The sequence below is a fragment of the Flavobacterium sharifuzzamanii genome (genome assembly GCF_003254585.1).
Lineage (GTDB): Bacteria > Bacteroidota > Bacteroidia > Flavobacteriales > Flavobacteriaceae > Flavobacterium > Flavobacterium sharifuzzamanii.
On sequence record NZ_QJGZ01000037.1, the window covers coordinates 149,836 to 166,380 of the forward strand.

A 16,545-nucleotide genomic window follows, 5' to 3' on the forward strand; every position below is an offset into this window, starting at 1 on the left:
TATGAAAAAAATACTTTTCATATCTCATGAAGCCACAAGAACTGGTGCACCGTTGATTTTATTAAATTTAATAAAATGGCTGGGAAATAATGATAGAAATATTCAGTTTGATGTACTGTTATTAAATGGCGGAAATATTTCAGATGACTTTAAAAAAGTATGCCATAATGTGTATATATATTCGAATGCCGAAAAAACGCTAAGATTTAGCGAAATTTTCAAGGAAAAACTAAAATCTAAATTTCGAATTAAAAAAGTCAATAAAGATGTTCTTTTTTTTAATGAAATTGCATTAAAGAATTATGATATAATTTATGCAAACAGTATAGCTTCAATTCCATTTGGGGTGAGAATAAAACATTATTGTAAAGGCGCTAAACTAATAGCTCATATCCATGAATTGCCAACTATAATTAAATTACATCTCCCTCAATTTGGGAATTATATAAAAGATGTTGATCAATATATTGCAGTTTCTCAGCTTGTGGCAGATAATTTGGTTGACAATTATACTATAGATAGAAATCTGATAGATATAATTTATGAGTTTGGGGTAATTAATGAGCAAAACGTTGAAAAAGACAATAAAGTTTTTACGGTTGGCGCCGCAGGAACAACTCATTGGAGAAAAGGGGATGATATTTTTATTCAGATTGCAAGTTATATCAATAAAAATTATCCAAATGCAAAAATAGAATTTGTTTGGGTGGGGAGCACCTTACACAATAGATTGATAATAGAATCAGATCTCGAAAAATTGGGTTTAATGGACAAAGTGAGATTTGTAGGAGAACAAGGAGATCCTATTCAGTTTTATAAAAATTTTGATGTATTTCTATTAACTTCAAGAGAGGATCCTTTTCCTTTGGTTTGTATTGAAACAGCAACTTTGGGCATACCAATTATTTGTTTTGAAAAAGCATCAGGGACAACTGAAGTTATTAATAAAGGAGGTGGTTTTGTAGTGCCCTATTTAGATATTCAGGAAATGTCTGAAAAAGTAATGCTATATTATGATAACTCAAAAAAGCGTGATGAAGATGGAAGGAAGGCAAAAGAACTTTTTAATCAATTTTCGATTGATAAAATAGCGCCTTTGTTATATGAGACAATTAGGAAACAATTAAATAATTAAGAGTAATTAATTATGCTTGTAAGTATTATTGTTCCAAATTATAATCATGAAAAATACCTAGTTCAGAGATTAGAAAGTATTTTTGACCAAACCTATTCGAATTACGAAGTTATTTTATTAGATGATTGTAGTCAGGACAATAGCCGTGAAATTTTATCCCAATATGCAAAAAAAGAAAAAGTTTCACATTGTCTATTTAATGAAGTAAATTCAGGTAATACATTTAAACAATGGGCAAAAGGAATAGCTCTAGCAAAAGGAGATTTGATTTGGATTGCAGAGACTGATGATTATTGTGAAAATACTTTTTTGGAAAAATTAGTTTATCCTTTTCAAAAAGACCCTGAGCTTGTTTTGGTATATTCTCAGTCTAATAGCGTTAATGAATTTGGGGAAAAAACTGGAAACTGGATATCGCATACAGATGATCTAGATGCAAAATTATTTTTGAACGATTTTTCGATGAATGCAAATAAATTTATTGAAGAATTTCTTATTTGCAAAAATGTAATTCCTAATGCCAGCGCAGTTTTATTAAAAAAAGAAAATATTCTAATAGACGAACATTTCGATATTGCACCAGAATTTAAATATTGTGGCGACTGGATGTTTTACTTTAAATTTATTATTAATAAAAAGGTTGGTTTTATAAGTCAGCCACTCAATAACTTCCGATATCATTCTACAAGCGTAATTGCAAAAGCCTTACAATCAGAGAAGCGAATAGCAATTATTGATATTGATTTTGAAATGAGAAGTGTTCTCATGGATTATTTGAAGAAAAACAAAGTAGCTAACTATAGTGTTATAAGAGATAAAAACATTTTTTTTAAAAGAAATTTTCTTTACGAAAAAGCTTTTCTATTAGTTAGATCTGGAAAAAAAATCAAAGGTTACTTCTTATTATTAACCGTATTAGATCTTTTTTTTTCGCAGTATAAATTAAGGAAAAATATAATGATCAAAACTAAAAGATTATTTTCCTGATGATATCAATAATAATTTGTTCGCGAAAACCTCAAATTCAACTTGCACTTTTAGAAAATATATCTGAAACAATTGGATGTGTTTATGAGTTGATTGTAATTGATAATTCAGAGAATAAACATTCAATATTTGAGGCTTACAACCAAGGGATTAAACAAAGTAAAGGTAATTACTGGTGTTTTATCCATGATGATATTTTGTTTCATAGCAAAGATTGGGGAAAAATGATTATCCAAATCTTTGAAGAAAACCAAGTTATAGGTTTAATAGGAATTGCTGGAGCAAAAGTAAAAACAAAAATGCCTTCAGCATGGTGGGACTGCCCAGATACTTTTAAGGTTTTAAATATAATACAACACCTAAATCCTGAAAAAAAAGAATACTGGAATAGCGGTTGGAAAGATCACCATATCGAAGAAGTAGTAACAATTGATGGAGTGTTTATGGCTGCGAGGCGTGATGATGCGATTCAATTTTCAAGAGAATTAAAAGATTTTCATAATTACGATTTAAATTTATGCTTTGAATATTTAAAGCTGAATTATAAAATAGTTGTTTCAAAAAATATACTTTTGGAGCATTTTTCGCTAGGAAAACTTAATAAATCTTGGTATTTGTCAGCACTAAAATTTCATCAAATTTACAATCAAAATTTACCAGTTACTACAGGTTTAATAGATGGTTTTAATCTTAGAAAAGCTGAATTTGATAATGGAGCTAAATTTTTAATTTCGGCCACCGAATATATTAATGTTAAAGCCTTTTTTAAGCTTTGGATGAAACTGATTATTATAAAACCAAAATCAAAACGACATTTTACTTTTTTTAAATTACTCATAAAAAAATGCTTGCTATAGTAATTCCATATTATAAGCTAAGGTTTTTTGAGTCTACATTGCAATCTCTTGTAATGCAGACTGATAAACGATTCAAAGTTTATATTGGTGATGACGCAAGTCCTGAAAATCCAGCTGAAATCTTAAAAGAATATGAGGATAAATTGAATTTTGTCTATCATAGATTTGAAACTAATTTAGGAAGTGTGTCTCTAACTCAACAGTGGGAAAGGTGTATCCAATTAATGCATGATGAAAAGTGGCTGATGATTTTAGGAGATGATGACCAGCTCGGAGAAAATGTTGTTGAATTGTTTAATAATGCACAATATGGTTTTAGAGATGAAACTATAAATGTAATTCGATTTGCATCTCAGGTTATTGATGAGAGAGGAAATAGAAATTCTATACTTTATAACCATCCCGAGTATGAACTCGCAACAGATTCTTTCTTAAGAAAATGGAGAAATGATACACGAAGTTCTCTTTCTGAATATATTTTCAGAAAAGCTTCTTTTCAAAAATATGGATTTGTAAATTTTCCTCTAGCCTGGTATTCTGACGATATGGCTTGGATAGAATTCGCATCAAAAGGTTCAATTTTATCTATAAATCAAGGAATCGTTTTTTTTAGATATTCTGAGTATAATATTTCTGGTAAAACAGATAATTTGGATCTCAAAGAAATCTCAAAATTGTTGTTTTATGAAAGAATTGCGAGATATAGACTTAATTATTTTGCTAAATCACAAAGGGTTTTATTATTGACGACATTTGAAGCCGTTTTAAAGAAACGTCAGATGTTTACTTTTGGATATTTTCTTTTTTTTTGTAAAAAGTATCTAGCGAACGGTGAATTTATTTCATTGAGGAAGTTTTTTAAAAGACAAATCATTTACGTAGTAAAAGGGCAAAAAACATGATTTCAGTAGTTATTCCTGTTTTTAACAGGGAAGATTTGATAAGGGAAACTTTAAATTCATTATTATCGCAAACCAGTAAAGAGTGGGAATGTATTCTAGTCGACGACGGTTCTACAGATAATACAGAAGCGATTATACAAGAATTTGTGCAGAATGATAATCGTTTTCGTTTTTATAAACGTCCGGTTAATAGTTTGAAAGGACCATCTTCATGTCGCAATATAGGATTAAGCTTTTCAAAAGGTGAATTCATTATGTTTCTGGATTCAGATGATTTGTTGCTTGAATTTTGTATTGAAGAAAGATTAAAAGCATTTGAATTTTATGCTGATTATGATTTTTTGGTTTTTAATATGGATATTTTTTCAGAAAAATTACCGTGTATTAACAGAACGGAAATTTTAGAAAGGCCATTTGAAAATTGGATAAATAATTTTATGACTTTGGCAGGATCTTGGCAAACTACTGCCCCATTATATAAAACTTGGTATATAAAAGAAATTGGAGGTTTTGCAGAACAAATTGAAATTTTTGAAGATTTTGAAATTGCGGTAAACGCATTGTTTAATTCTAAAAAGTTTAAAATTTTTAAAAATATTGATTATTTATACCGCAATGATGAGAGCTATTTTTTAAAGCATGTGGATCTCAACTATGAGAAAAAAGTAGTTGCATCTTTTGTAAAGTTATTAGAATTGTATGATGTAAAAATACTTTCAAAAGTTAATTCTACAATTGAAAGAGAAGCATTAAAAAACAATTCGATTATTTCTTATTACGCAATTTTTGATCGATATATTGTGAAGAATGTAGGAGTTTTTAAAAAAGAGAACAAAAAAATAATACGTTTTTTTTATAGGCAAAATTATATCGGGAAATTTAAATATTTTAAATGGATTATTGTTCAAAAGATATTATTCAGATTTTATAAAATTAAAGGTTTAGGCTTATATAGATTAATTAATTTTCTAATGAAATAATGACCAAATCTAATTCCATAAAAAACTTTTTTTTAAAGGTTTTGGCTCTTTTTAAAGTATGTAGCTTTATCCTTTTTGAATCAAGAAAAATTAAAAAAGCCGAAGTGGTTTTTTTCTTTCCATTTTATCACACAGGAGGTGCTGAAAAAATTCATCTGAATATTGTAAAGGCTTTAGCCAATTCAAATAATTGCATATTTTTCACAGGTAATTCTTCCTCAAATAATTTTAAATCACAATTTGATTTGTATTCAAACTCTTATACTATTTGTGATTTCCTTTATAGAAATTTTATTGTAAAAAGAATCTTCAGAAGAATCTTGATAAGAAAACTAAACAGTAGTAAAAAACTAAAGACAGTTTTTGGAAGCAATTGTTTTTTTTTCTACGAAATCCTTGTTGATATTGATGATTCTGTACAAAAAATTGATTTGACACATGCTTTTTCTAAACCTGATTATGGAATAGAATTGTCAAGTTTGCCATTTGTAAAGTATCTCCACAGAAGAGTTGTTATTAATGAAAAAACATTCAAAGATTTTGAGGAGCTTTATACGAATAATAATCTCATGCAGTTTTATAACAGAATTATAAAAATTGAAAATGGTATAAGTATTCTCAAAACTCCAATTATGCAAAAAGACCCAGCAGTTTTCAATGTTGGATTTGTTGGCAGATGGTCAAAAGAGAAAAGACCAGAATTATTTATCGAAATTGCTAAAGCAGTAAAAAGTAATTTCTCCGAAATTCAGTTTTTTATGGCTGGTAGTGGAATGGATAGTTACCAAAAAATAATTGAAGATGCAGGAATTACTTATAAAGGGGAAATTTTTGATGAAGTTGTTTTAAACGAATTTTATGAAAGTCTTCATCTAATTTTGATTACGTCATATAGAGAAGGATTTCCTGTAGTTATTATGGAAGCTATGGCAAAAGGAGTCGTTCCTATTGTGACCGAGGTCGGAGGATTAAATGAGCATATAAAAGAGAAAAATGGAATTCTAATTGATAATAGTCAGACGGAAGAAAAACTTATTGAAGATTTTGTTTATAAAATTTTAGATCTTAATATGAATCGAGAAAAACTTGAGATGTTCTCTCATAACGCTGCCTCTTACGCACAAAAAGAATTTAATATCGAAAAATTTAATAAACAGTATCAACAATTATTATTGGTTATCTAGAAAAAATGAGTTTAAATGTACCTTTAGTCACAGTTGTAATTCCGTGTTATAATGATAAGAATTATATACAGGAAACAGTGAAATCTGTAATGGATCAGAGTTTTAAGGACTTTGAAGTAATTATTGTTGACGATGGCTCAGATTTCGAAACAAAGAAAGTCTTAGCAACAATCAAACATGAAAAAATAGTATTAATTACTCAAGAAAATCAAGGATTAAGTGCTGCAAGAAATGCAGGAATTAATTCGGCTAACGGCTCTTATATCTTAACAATTGATTCAGACGATACTTTTCATGAATTATTTCTAGAAAAGGCGGTTGAAATTTTAAATAATGATCAAACAATAAGTGCAGTTTCAAGTTATTGTAACATATTTGCGAATGAAAATCAGGTTATATCTCTTCATGCTTCTATTGGAGGAAGTGTTGAAGATTTTTTGTTTGAAAACAATTGTGTTTCATTTGCTCTCTTTAGAAGAAAATGCTGGCTAGAAATAGGAGGCTATGATGAGCAAATGAAAAATGGATTTGAAGATTGGGAATTTTGGATTCGTCTTACAAAAAACTGTGGGAACATATATATAATACCTGAATATTTATTTAATTATAGACGGAAAGAGGTTTCAATGTCTAAAAACTCGAAAATGCATCATAGAGAAACAAATCTCAATTACATTTTCAAGAAACATATTGAACTTTACCGTGAAAATTTTTCTGAGACAATAGATGTTTTGACTTCTTTGGCACAACGAAATAAAAAAAATGAATTAAAATATAAGAATTCTTTAGAATTTAGAATCGGAACATTTGTTTTAGCTCCTATTAGATGGTTAAGAAAAATAGTGAAAAAATGAAAGAAGCGCCATTAGTTTCGGTTATTATAACTACTTATAATCGTGAAAAGTACCTTCATGAATCAATTTTAAGCGTTAGTAATCAAACGTATGAGAATATTGAGATTTTGGTTATTGATGATGGTTGCAATATCAATTATGCCGAATCGATCTGTAATAATTTTTCAAATTGTAATTATTATTACAAGGAGAATGGAGGATTGTCTTCGGCAAGAAATTATGGAGTTGATTTGGCTAATGGCGAATACATCGCTTTTCTTGATGATGATGATTTTTGGGAAAGCTCAAAAATTGAAAAACAAGTAAAAATATTATTGGAAAACCCTTCTATTGATTGTGTTCATAGTTCTGTAGCCGTTGTAGATGAAAATGGGAAGTTTATAGGAAAATATTATGGTGCAGCAGAAAACAAAATAAAAAAACGTTCAGGATATGTTTTTTGGAATGCATTAGGCGTATGGGTTGTAAAATCACCTACGCCTTTAATTAGAAAAAAAGTCTTTCAGTCTGATTTAGTATTTGATGAAAGTATTAAAGTTGGTGAAGATATAGATTTTTATCAGCGTATGTTTTACAGACACAAAGTATATTATATAAATGAACCTTTGGCTTTTTATAGAGAATACGATCATCCAGATCGACTTTCATTACAACAAAAAAAATATCTTGGTATAGAAAAGAAGATGTATCATAATTTTAAAAGAATGAAGATTAAAAATCCATTTATACTCTATTATATTAAAGTGAGACTTCTAAAAAGCCATATTAATAGAAATAATATGATTTTTGAAAATAATCCAATAAATGTTAGTGATATGGGCGTATGGCTTAGAACAAATTATTTTATAAAAAAGTATTTTTAAAATTTAAAGTAATAAAAAAAATGGCTATATCAATAACTTTATTTTTGTTTAGAAACGTTTATTTGTCAAATTACTAAATACTACCAACAAAAGGAAATGAGAATGATTAAAGTTCTTAAGGATTTGAACAGACTTGATTTTAATAATGCAATGCATTGTTTATTATATAAGTTTAAAAAAGCGCTTAAAATTGACCTGACGAAAAATGAAAAATATTTATCAATTTACTATAATTATTTAGTGAAATATAATGGTATTTTACTTGAAGAAAATGACAAATATTATATTACAAATTTTAAACGATTATCTTCTGTTTTAAAACTTAGAAAAAAACCATCAAGTGATTTTGATGTTTTTCACCAAGTTATGGAGGAACAAGAATATCTTCCAGTTGTAAATCTTTATAAAGAATATTTTCATGATGCTCAAGGCTACGATCTTAACATTATAGATTTAGGAAGTAATATTGGTTTGACTTCTGTTTTTTTTACAGAACATTTTCAAAGAGGACGTATTGTTTTAGTAGAACCAAATTTAGAGAATTTCGAAGTTTTGAGTTTTAATTTAAAAGAAAAGGAGAATTTTGAATTTTTTAAAATTATGGGAGCTGTTTGGTCTTCAAATTCGAAAGTAAAAATCGTAAGTGATTTTAGAGATAAAGCAGATTGGGCTTTTCGAGTAGAGGAATCTAACGATCTCAATTCTATTCAAGCTTACACTATAAATGATCTTGCAACCAAAAATAATTTTGAGCATATTGATATACTTAAGATCGATATTGAAGGTGCTGAAAAACAAATTTTTAACACTCTTGTTTCTGATTTAGAGTTTTTAAAGAAAACTAAATGTATTGCGATTGAAATTCATGATGAGTTTGATTGCAGAAAGGAAATTTGCAAAATTCTTGATGATTATGGATTTGAAATTATTAATGAAGGGGAGTTGACAATAGGTATTAATACATATTTAGTTAATAAGAAATCATAATTTATGCAGTTAAATTTCATAATATTAGCTCACAAATGCCCAGAGCAAGTAAGACGATTAATTCAAAAATTGGAGGCCCCGGATTGCTTCTTTTACATACATGTCGATAAAAATGTCTCGATAGATCCATTTATAAAAGAAATGGCCAACATCCAAAATGTAAACTTTGTAAAGCAAAGGGAAGAAGGAATATGGGGACATATCGGAATAGTCCAAGCAACCATAAATTCTATGAAACAGATAGTCTCTGATGTGAAAGCGGGGCATTGTATTTTATTAAGTGGACAGGATTATCCATTGAAATCGAATTCTGATATAAAAACGTACTTTAAAAATCATCCAAATAGTGAATTTATAGATGTTTTTCCACTTCCATATAAAAATTGGTCAAAGGATAGGATCGAAAAATACAAATTTAATTTATCTAATAGAAAGGAAGACTTTTTGCAAATTGGGTCAGTTTTTGAAAATGATTTCTTTACCCAAAAAACTTTAAAAAAAATCTACAGATTGATTAAAGCAGGACAGTATGATTTTGTTTGTAAAATTTTGAAAAGGAGAAAATATCCTAGTTATATTTTACCATACGGGGGAAGTCAATGGTGGGCTTTGACAATTGATACAGTAAAAAAGATTACTGAATTTATTGACAACAATCCTGGATTTGTAAAATATCACACCTACTCGTTGCTGCCAGACGAGATGTTTTTTCAGTCGATTGTTATGTATCTAGCTGAAAAAAATCAGGAAATGAATCTCATGTCGTTTCTAACTTATGCTAACTGGGAAAGGAAAAATTGTGATTTGCCAGTTACTTTTACCTCTAACGATTTTGAAGAATTAAGTTCTCAACCAAATTCTAAGTTATTCGCAAGAAAATTTGATATTGCAATTGATGAAGGGATCTTAGATAAAATAGATATTTATCATTCTCAAATGAATTAAAAATGCGAGTAGGTTTTAATCCAAATAAAGATAAGCGCCAAAAAAAAAATGATTTCTTTCATCAAATCATAGTTCCTGTCTATATACCGAATCATGAGGGATATTTTAGAGATAGTTTTAAAATACTTAAATATTGCTTGGAATCACTTTTCAAAACGAGTCATAATAAGACTTATTTTACTATAGTAAATAATGGAAGTTGTCAGGAAGTGGTAGATTATTTAGAAGAGCTAAGAAAAGAAAATAAAATTCATGAAGTTGTTCATACCACCGCAATAGGAAAGTTGAATGCTATTCTTAAAGGATTAGTGGGGCATAAATTTGATTTAATTACAATTACGGATGCAGATGTGTTGTTTTTAAATAATTGGCAAAAAGCGACATATGAAGTATTTGATGCTTTTAAAAAAGCGGGGGCAGTGGGAAGTACGCCTTCTTCTAAAGTTTTAAAGCAATATACGAGTAATGTAATAATTGAGAATATTTTCTCTTCAGACTTGAAATTTACTAAAGTTTTAAATCCTGATGCAATGAAGAAGTTTGCCAATAGTATTGGAAACGCCAATTTTTATAATGATAATCACTTAAAAAAAAATCTAACCATTAGTTCTCAAAATATTAGAGCAATTATAGGGGCGGGACATTTTGTCGCAACATATCGTGGACAAATTTTCGAGCATTTAAAAACGAAATACACTTCTTATTCTTTAGGAGGAGATAGTGAAACATATATTTTAGACCAGCCAGTTGAAGAAAAAGGATATTGGAGGTTGACAACAGAGGCGAACTACACCTACCATATGGGCAATGTTTTTGAGGAATGGATGAATGATTTTTACGTTTTACTTGTTCAAGAAGCAGATGAAATTAATGTGCCAATTAATTCTGCTTACAAGCCGAAAACATATTTTGATAGATTTACAAAATCACTTTTTAAGATTATGATTAAAAAAACTTTTTGGAAATTATTCTTGAGATATAAAGGACTGACAAAAAAAGAGGCTCAAAACTATTAGTATGAGAAATTTCATTAAAAAAATATTGTTGTATTTTTTAAACACTGTAGAGAATAAAGAAAATGTTGTGCTCTCAGGTTTTTCTCGCGGAATCCAAAACGTGACATTTAAAGGAAAAAATGCAGTTCCCGATCGATGCAATTTCTCCGGAAGTATTGAAATAGGTTATGGAACTACATTGGGATATAATAATTTTTTCGGAGGAGATATTACAATAGGCAAGTATTGTCAGATTGGGGCAGATGTAGCAATTCATAGTTCAAATCATCCAATTCATTATTTGTCGACTTATATTAATAAAAACTTATTTGATGGGGAACTAAACTCTTTAAAAGAGAATAAAAAAGTTGTTATTGGCAATGATGTCTGGATTGGGCACAATGTTATAATAGTAGGAAACGTTACTATTGGAAATGGAGCTATTTTAGCAGCTGGTTCTGTAATCACAAAAGATGTATTACCTTATTCAATTGTTGGAGGTGTGCCAGCAAAAATAATTAAAAAGAGATTTTCTGAGAATGTTATCCAAGAAATTGAAGAATTACAATGGTGGAATTATTCAGAATCTGAAATAAAAAAAATAAAACCTTTGTTTTTTAAAGATTTTGAAAATAAAAATAGCATATATGAATAAGACAATTGCTATAATTCCTGCACGAGGAGGTTCTAAAAGAATACCACAAAAAAACATTAAACTTTTAGGTGATCTGCCGCTTATTGTTCATTCCATTATTTATGCAAAAGAAAACAAAGCAATAATTGATGAGGTTTATGTTTCTACAGATGATCCTGAAATCAAAAAAGTAGCTCTGCAATTTGGGGTAAAAGTAATCGATCGTCCAGAATCAATTTCAGGAGATTTGGAACCAACCGCTTCTGCTTTAAAACATGTTTTAGAAAATATAGATTCTAAAGAAATTGAAAATGTAGTTTTATTGCAGCCAACAAATCCATTGCGTCCAGACAATCTACTTCGAGAAGCTTTTGAAAAATTCCAGATGGAAAACAGAGACAGTTTATTTACAGTTTCAAGAAATCATCAAAAATTTGGAAAAATTAGTGATAACAAATTTATTCCGTTCAATTATACTTTCGGGCAAAGAAGCCAAGATCTAGAACCGCTTTATTTTGAAAATGGGTTACTTTACATTACAAAAAAAGCTTTAATACTGAATGATATAATTATTTCAGAAAATGCATTACCATTCGAAGTAAATCATATTTTTGCACAAGTTGATATCGATACGCAAGATGATTTAGATTATGCGAAATACCTATGTCAAAAGAAATAAAAATCCCAAATCTTAGAAATTAATGAATCCATTTATAGAAATCGCAGGTCGTAAAATTGGACCTGATTTTCCTCCTTTAGTTATAGCCGAAATTGGTATTAATCACGAAGGTTCTTTGCAAGTAGCCAAAGAAATGGTCGATGCTGCTCACAGAGCAGGTGTTGAGGTGGTAAAACATCAAACTCATATTGTTGAAGATGAAATGTCAGGAGCTGCTAAAAAAGTAATTCCAGGAAATGCAGATGTTTCAATCTATGAAATAATGGAAAGATGCTCTTTAAATGAAGATGAAGAATTGGAATTAAAGAATTATGTAGAGAGCAAAGGAATGATTTTTATTTCTACTCCATTCTCAAGAGCAGCAGCCGAGAGACTAAAGAAGTTTGATATTCCAGCTTATAAAATTGGTTCAGGAGAGTGTAATAACTATCCTTTATTAGAGCATATTGCATCTTTTGGAAAGCCTGTAATTCTTAGCACTGGGATGAATACAATTGAAAGTATTCAAAAAGCAGTTGCTATTTTCGACAAATATAATGTCCCTGTCGCTTTATTACACACAACTAATCTTTATCCTACTCCAATTCACTTAGTACGTTTTGGAGCAATGGTAGAATTGCACGAAGCTTTTCCTGATAAAGTCTTTGGTTTAAGTGACCATACCTTAAATAATAATGCTTGTTTAGGAGCAGTTGCTCTTGGTGCAAGTATTTTAGAGAGACATTTTACGGATCATATGCAGAGACAAGGGCCAGATATTATATGTAGTATGGATGAACATGCATGTGCTGAGCTTATTACTTCAAGTGCTGAAATTGCTTTAATGAGAGGCGGAACCAAAAAACCAGCTCTTGAAGAACAAGTTACCATTGATTTTGCTTTTGCTACAGTTTGTGCTATTAGATCTATTAAAAAAGGAGAAGCTCTATCTAAAGAAAATATTTGGGTAAAGAGACCAGGTACAGGCAAAATTTTAGCAGAACATTTTAATGGCATTATTGGAAAAATTGCAGTAAGAGATATTGAAAATGATGAACAATTAGATTTTATTGATTTTGAGTAATTCTCTTAAAAAAATACTTTTCTTAACAGGTACCCGCGCTGATTTTGGTAAAATAAAATCATTAATTCAGACACTTGAAAAAGAACAAGAATTTGAGGTTTTTGTTTTCGTAACCGGAATGCATCTTCAAGAAGTATATGGTTATACATTGATAGAAATTGAGCGTTGCAATTTTAAAAATGTGTTTACATTTGAAAATCATACGCACGAAACTACAATGGATTTGACATTAGCAAAAACCATTGAGGGACTTTCTAATTATTGTAAAGAAATAACGCCGGATATGATTGTTGTACATGGTGACCGTGTTGAAACGTTGGCAGGTGCTATTGTAGGATCGTTAAATAATATTTTGGTAGCTCATATTGAGGGAGGAGAAATTTCGGGAACAGTAGATGAGCTTATTCGCCATAGCGTAAGTAAGTTAAGTCACATCCATTTTGTTTCTAATAAAGAAGCGGCAAAAAGATTGCTTCAAATGGGAGAGGTAAAAGAATCTATATTTACAATAGGTTCTCCAGATATAGATATTATGTTTTCGGAAAATCTGCCTTCTTTAGAAATAGCACAAAATTACTACGGAATTTCATTTGTTGAATATGCAATTGTGATGTTTCATCCTGTAACTACAGAATTTGCTTCGATGAAAAAATATGCAGCCAATTTTGTTGATAGTTTATTGAACGATAGTCACAATTATATTGTCATTTATCCCAATAATGATTTAGGAAGTCAATATATCCTCGATGAATTTAAAAGATTGGAAGAGAATAAAAGATTTAGGATTTTTCCTTCGCTTCGATTTGAATATTTTTTAACATTATTAAAAAACAGTCAGTTTATTATTGGCAACAGCAGTGCTGGAATAAGAGAAGCTCCATATTACGGAATTCCAATTATAAATATTGGAACACGTCAACAAAATAGAGCAGTTCACGCTGATATTATAAATGTTGATTATTCGAAAGAAAATATAGTTGACGCACTTTCGAAAATAGATTCTCATAAAATTGACATTTCAGATAATGATTTTGGTACAGGAAATAGTAGCGAATTATTTTTGCAATCATTAAAGAAAAACGATATTTGGCATCTTAACCATCAAAAACAATTTAGAGATATATAAATATCTGATTTTATCAATAGCACTTTAAAATATTTATGTTTTTTAATTCCATAGCATTTGCTATTTTTCTGCCAATCGTTTTCTTTTTGTATTGGTTTGTTTTCAACAAAAATAAAAGCACACAAAATGCATTATTAATTGTTGCGAGTTATTATTTCTACTCTTGTTGGGATTGGAGATTTTTGTTTTTATTAGTCTTTTCAACTTTTTTAGATTATTACACAGGAATTCAAATTGAAAAAGGGAAATCTCAGAAAAGCCGAAAATTTTGGTTCTGGCTCAGTATTACAGTTAATCTGGGTTTTTTAGGGGTATTTAAATATTATAATTTCTTTGCTTCTTCTTTTGCCGAATTATTGACTTCGGCTGGATTTAAGGCAAGTCCTCTTTTATTAAATGTTATTCTTCCTGTCGGGATTTCATTTTATACTTTCCATGGACTTTCATATGTCATTGACATTTATTTTAAAAGAATAAAGGCAGAATATAATTTTGTGGATTATTCTTTATTTGTAAGCTATTTTCCACTTCTTGTTGCTGGGCCTATAGAAAGAGCAACGCATTTATTGCCTCAGGTTAAAGTAAAAAGAGAATTCGATTTTCAGACAGCTAAAGAAGGTGTTTATCAGATCATTTGGGGATTAGTCAAAAAAGTAATTATCGCTGATACATGTGCACCTTATGCCAATGCTATTTTTGATAATTATACTTCTATGAATTCTTTCTCACTTATCTTAGGAGCAATTTACTTCGCTTTTCAGATTTATGGAGATTTCTCAGGATATTCAGATATTGCTTTAGGAGTTTCAAAATTATTCGGTTTAGATTTGTTGCGAAATTTTAATTATCCCTATTTTTCGAGAGATATTGCCGAGTTTTGGCGCCGTTGGCATATTTCGCTTTCGTCATGGTTTCGAGACTACTTATATATACCATTGGGAGGAAGCAAAGGTGGGCTTTGGATGAAAATTAGAAACACCTTTATAATCTTTGTAGTCAGTGGTTTTTGGCACGGAGCTAATTGGACTTACATTGCTTGGGGATTTATAAATGCAGTCTACTTTCTACCTTTACTTTTATCAAATAGCAATCGAAACAATATGGACACGATCCAATTGAAATTCAATTTTGATTCGATAAAAGTATTTGCCAGTATATTATACACCTTCGTATTAACTTGTATTGCTTGGGTCTTTTTTAGAGCAAGAACAATTACTGATGCGGTTTCATATTTGAAACGCATCCTAACAAGTAAAGATTTCGGTTTTCAGTATCTCGACAATGAACGATATAGCTATGAATTATTACTTATGATTGGAATATTTGTTTTGATAGAATGGAATAATCGCACTAAAGTAGAACCGCTTTCAGGAAAAATGAGCATGTTAAAAACAGCTTTAGCAATTTTAGCAATTATGGCTTTTGGAACTTTTTCAGATTATAAAGAATTTATATACTTTCAATTCTAATGAAGAGATTTTTAATTTATACAGCGAAGATTGTTTTAATAACTGTGTTAATAGCATTTCTTTTGGACGGTATCTATACTTATGCCTTTATGCAATCTAACGAAAGAGGAAAAATCGAACAGGTTTTTAATTCGAAAGCTAAAAAATATGATGTTGTTATTTTAGGATCTTCAAGAGCAAATAACCATTTTGTAGCTCAAATGTTTGAAGATAAAGGATTAAAAACATTTAATTATGGAATGAGTGGGGGGCACTTGTTTGAAGCCTCTCTAATGTTAAAATTAATGATTGAAAGAAAATATGAAATAAAAAATGTTATCCTCGAGGCTGACTTAAATCTTTCTAACGATCATCAAGCGGAAGGAATTTCTGCAAGATTCTTGCCATACATTCATAACTCAGAAATTATAAAAGATCATTTCTCTAATGAATCAGACTTTAATGAGCTGTATTATGTTCCTTTTTATAGATATATAAAATATGACAGTAAGATTGGATTTAGGGAATTTTTTTTCATTTCTGTTGGCAAAAAAACAAATGCACAAGATAATTTAGGATATTATCCTCTTCAAAAACATAAAAATGGCAATATGAAAAATAATATTGTCAATTTGACCCCACTAAATCGTAACAAATATTACGAAGAAATTAAAAATATTTGTAAAGAACATCATATAAATTTTATTCCAGTAATGACTCCGATTTGTGAAAATACTGTTGGAATGAATTATTTTGATAAGGTTAAAAAAATATATCCAGAGATTCATAACTATGAAAATGTAGTTGTTGAAGATAAATACTTTTCGTCTTGTGGCCATATGAGTGATGCTGGAGCCAAGATTTTTACAGCAAGGATATTAAGAGATTTTTTTACCAAAAAATAGA

The 16,545-nt window shown here is 29.4% G+C and carries 17 protein-coding genes; all 17 read left to right on the top strand.

Going from position 1 to position 16,545, the window contains the following annotated elements:
- Nucleotide 1: 1 nt before the first annotated feature.
- The 17 genes from DMA14_RS09275 (at nt 2) to DMA14_RS09355 (ending at nt 16,544) form a co-directional block, all read left to right on the top strand.
- Entirely contained in the window at nt 2-1,135 is a 1,134-nt protein-coding gene (locus tag DMA14_RS09275; RefSeq protein WP_111424422.1) for a glycosyltransferase, read from the top strand.
- 12 nt (nt 1,136-1,147) lie between these two features.
- Nucleotides 1,148-2,122 carry a glycosyltransferase family A protein gene (locus DMA14_RS09280; RefSeq protein WP_111424423.1) on the top strand — a complete coding sequence of 325 codons (975 nt, stop codon included), beginning with the start codon at nt 1,148-1,150 and terminating at the stop codon, nt 2,120-2,122.
- Complete coding sequence (locus tag DMA14_RS09285; protein WP_111424424.1) at nt 2,122-2,979, top strand: glycosyltransferase; 858 nt, start codon at nt 2,122-2,124, stop codon at nt 2,977-2,979. Before DMA14_RS09280 ends, DMA14_RS09285 begins: the two co-directional genes overlap by 1 nt.
- Entirely contained in the window at nt 2,967-3,881 is a 915-nt protein-coding gene (locus tag DMA14_RS09290) for a glycosyltransferase family 2 protein (RefSeq protein WP_111424425.1), read from the top strand. Before DMA14_RS09285 ends, DMA14_RS09290 begins: the two co-directional genes overlap by 13 nt.
- Complete coding sequence (locus tag DMA14_RS09295) at nt 3,878-4,861, top strand: glycosyltransferase family 2 protein (protein WP_111424426.1); 984 nt, start codon at nt 3,878-3,880, stop codon at nt 4,859-4,861. The genes DMA14_RS09290 and DMA14_RS09295 overlap by 4 nt, the downstream gene beginning before the upstream one ends.
- Nucleotides 4,862-5,181: 320 nt before the next feature.
- Nucleotides 5,182-6,045, top strand: coding sequence for a glycosyltransferase family 4 protein (locus DMA14_RS09300; RefSeq protein ID WP_203418276.1), 864 nt, complete (start codon nt 5,182-5,184; stop codon nt 6,043-6,045).
- Nucleotides 6,046-6,050: 5 nt separating this feature from the next.
- Nucleotides 6,051-6,899 (top strand): glycosyltransferase family 2 protein, encoded by an 849-nt coding sequence (locus tag DMA14_RS09305; protein WP_111424428.1) that lies wholly within the window; start codon nt 6,051-6,053, stop codon nt 6,897-6,899.
- Nucleotides 6,896-7,762 carry a glycosyltransferase family 2 protein gene (locus tag DMA14_RS09310; RefSeq protein WP_157957696.1) on the top strand — a complete coding sequence of 289 codons (867 nt, stop codon included), beginning with the start codon at nt 6,896-6,898 and terminating at the stop codon, nt 7,760-7,762. Before DMA14_RS09305 ends, DMA14_RS09310 begins: the two co-directional genes overlap by 4 nt.
- 102 nt (nt 7,763-7,864) lie before the next feature.
- Nucleotides 7,865-8,749, top strand: a complete 885-nt coding sequence (locus DMA14_RS09315; protein WP_157957697.1) for an FkbM family methyltransferase — start codon at nt 7,865-7,867, stop codon at nt 8,747-8,749.
- 3 nt (nt 8,750-8,752) lie between these two features.
- The gene (locus tag DMA14_RS09320; protein ID WP_111424431.1) at nt 8,753-9,694 is read left to right on the top strand and encodes a beta-1,6-N-acetylglucosaminyltransferase; all 942 of its coding nucleotides are present in this window, start codon (nt 8,753-8,755) and stop codon (nt 9,692-9,694) included.
- 2 nt (nt 9,695-9,696) lie between these two features.
- On the top strand, nt 9,697-10,710 hold the full coding sequence (locus DMA14_RS09325) for a glycosyltransferase family A protein (protein ID WP_111424432.1): 1,014 nt from the start codon (nt 9,697-9,699) through the stop codon (nt 10,708-10,710).
- 1 nt (nt 10,711) lies between these two features.
- The gene (locus DMA14_RS09330) at nt 10,712-11,344 is read left to right on the top strand and encodes a CatB-related O-acetyltransferase (RefSeq protein WP_111424433.1); all 633 of its coding nucleotides are present in this window, start codon (nt 10,712-10,714) and stop codon (nt 11,342-11,344) included.
- Entirely contained in the window at nt 11,337-12,002 is a 666-nt protein-coding gene (locus DMA14_RS09335; RefSeq protein ID WP_111424434.1) for an acylneuraminate cytidylyltransferase family protein, read from the top strand. The genes DMA14_RS09330 and DMA14_RS09335 overlap by 8 nt, the downstream gene beginning before the upstream one ends.
- A gap of 22 nt (nt 12,003-12,024) precedes the next feature.
- A complete protein-coding gene (locus DMA14_RS09340; RefSeq protein WP_111424435.1) occupies nt 12,025-13,065 on the top strand; it encodes an N-acetylneuraminate synthase family protein in 1,041 nt (346 codons plus the stop codon).
- The gene (gene neuC / locus DMA14_RS09345) at nt 13,058-14,191 is read left to right on the top strand and encodes a UDP-N-acetylglucosamine 2-epimerase (protein ID WP_111424650.1); all 1,134 of its coding nucleotides are present in this window, start codon (nt 13,058-13,060) and stop codon (nt 14,189-14,191) included. The genes DMA14_RS09340 and neuC overlap by 8 nt, the downstream gene beginning before the upstream one ends.
- A 35-nt stretch (nt 14,192-14,226) precedes the next feature.
- Nucleotides 14,227-15,660 (top strand): MBOAT family O-acyltransferase, encoded by a 1,434-nt coding sequence (locus DMA14_RS09350; protein ID WP_111424436.1) that lies wholly within the window; start codon nt 14,227-14,229, stop codon nt 15,658-15,660.
- Nucleotides 15,660-16,544 (top strand): hypothetical protein, encoded by an 885-nt coding sequence (locus DMA14_RS09355; RefSeq protein WP_111424437.1) that lies wholly within the window; start codon nt 15,660-15,662, stop codon nt 16,542-16,544. Before DMA14_RS09350 ends, DMA14_RS09355 begins: the two co-directional genes overlap by 1 nt.
- The last annotated feature ends 1 nt before the right edge of the window (nt 16,545 follow it).

What these genes read in the sequence shown, in the direction of transcription:
- DMA14_RS09295 (WP_111424426.1), top strand. Translation starts at nt 3,878, where the DNA reads ATGATTTCAGTAGTTATTCCTGTTTTTAACAGGGAAGATTTGATAAGG.
- DMA14_RS09320 (WP_111424431.1), top strand. Translation starts at nt 8,753, where the DNA reads ATGCAGTTAAATTTCATAATATTAGCTCACAAATGCCCAGAGCAAGTA.
- DMA14_RS09305 (WP_111424428.1), top strand. Translation starts at nt 6,051, where the DNA reads ATGAGTTTAAATGTACCTTTAGTCACAGTTGTAATTCCGTGTTATAAT.
- DMA14_RS09340 (WP_111424435.1), top strand. Translation starts at nt 12,025, where the DNA reads ATGAATCCATTTATAGAAATCGCAGGTCGTAAAATTGGACCTGATTTT.
- DMA14_RS09325 (WP_111424432.1), top strand. Translation starts at nt 9,697, where the DNA reads ATGCGAGTAGGTTTTAATCCAAATAAAGATAAGCGCCAAAAAAAAAAT.
- DMA14_RS09280 (WP_111424423.1), top strand. Translation starts at nt 1,148, where the DNA reads ATGCTTGTAAGTATTATTGTTCCAAATTATAATCATGAAAAATACCTA.
- DMA14_RS09350 (WP_111424436.1), top strand. Translation starts at nt 14,227, where the DNA reads ATGTTTTTTAATTCCATAGCATTTGCTATTTTTCTGCCAATCGTTTTC.
- DMA14_RS09335 (WP_111424434.1), top strand. Translation starts at nt 11,337, where the DNA reads ATGAATAAGACAATTGCTATAATTCCTGCACGAGGAGGTTCTAAAAGA.
- DMA14_RS09315 (WP_157957697.1), top strand. Translation starts at nt 7,865, where the DNA reads ATGATTAAAGTTCTTAAGGATTTGAACAGACTTGATTTTAATAATGCA.
- DMA14_RS09275 (WP_111424422.1), top strand. Translation starts at nt 2, where the DNA reads ATGAAAAAAATACTTTTCATATCTCATGAAGCCACAAGAACTGGTGCA.
- DMA14_RS09355 (WP_111424437.1), top strand. Translation starts at nt 15,660, where the DNA reads ATGAAGAGATTTTTAATTTATACAGCGAAGATTGTTTTAATAACTGTG.
- DMA14_RS09330 (WP_111424433.1), top strand. Translation starts at nt 10,712, where the DNA reads ATGAGAAATTTCATTAAAAAAATATTGTTGTATTTTTTAAACACTGTA.
- DMA14_RS09290 (WP_111424425.1), top strand. Translation starts at nt 2,967, where the DNA reads ATGCTTGCTATAGTAATTCCATATTATAAGCTAAGGTTTTTTGAGTCT.
- DMA14_RS09310 (WP_157957696.1), top strand. Translation starts at nt 6,896, where the DNA reads ATGAAAGAAGCGCCATTAGTTTCGGTTATTATAACTACTTATAATCGT.
- DMA14_RS09285 (WP_111424424.1), top strand. Translation starts at nt 2,122, where the DNA reads ATGATATCAATAATAATTTGTTCGCGAAAACCTCAAATTCAACTTGCA.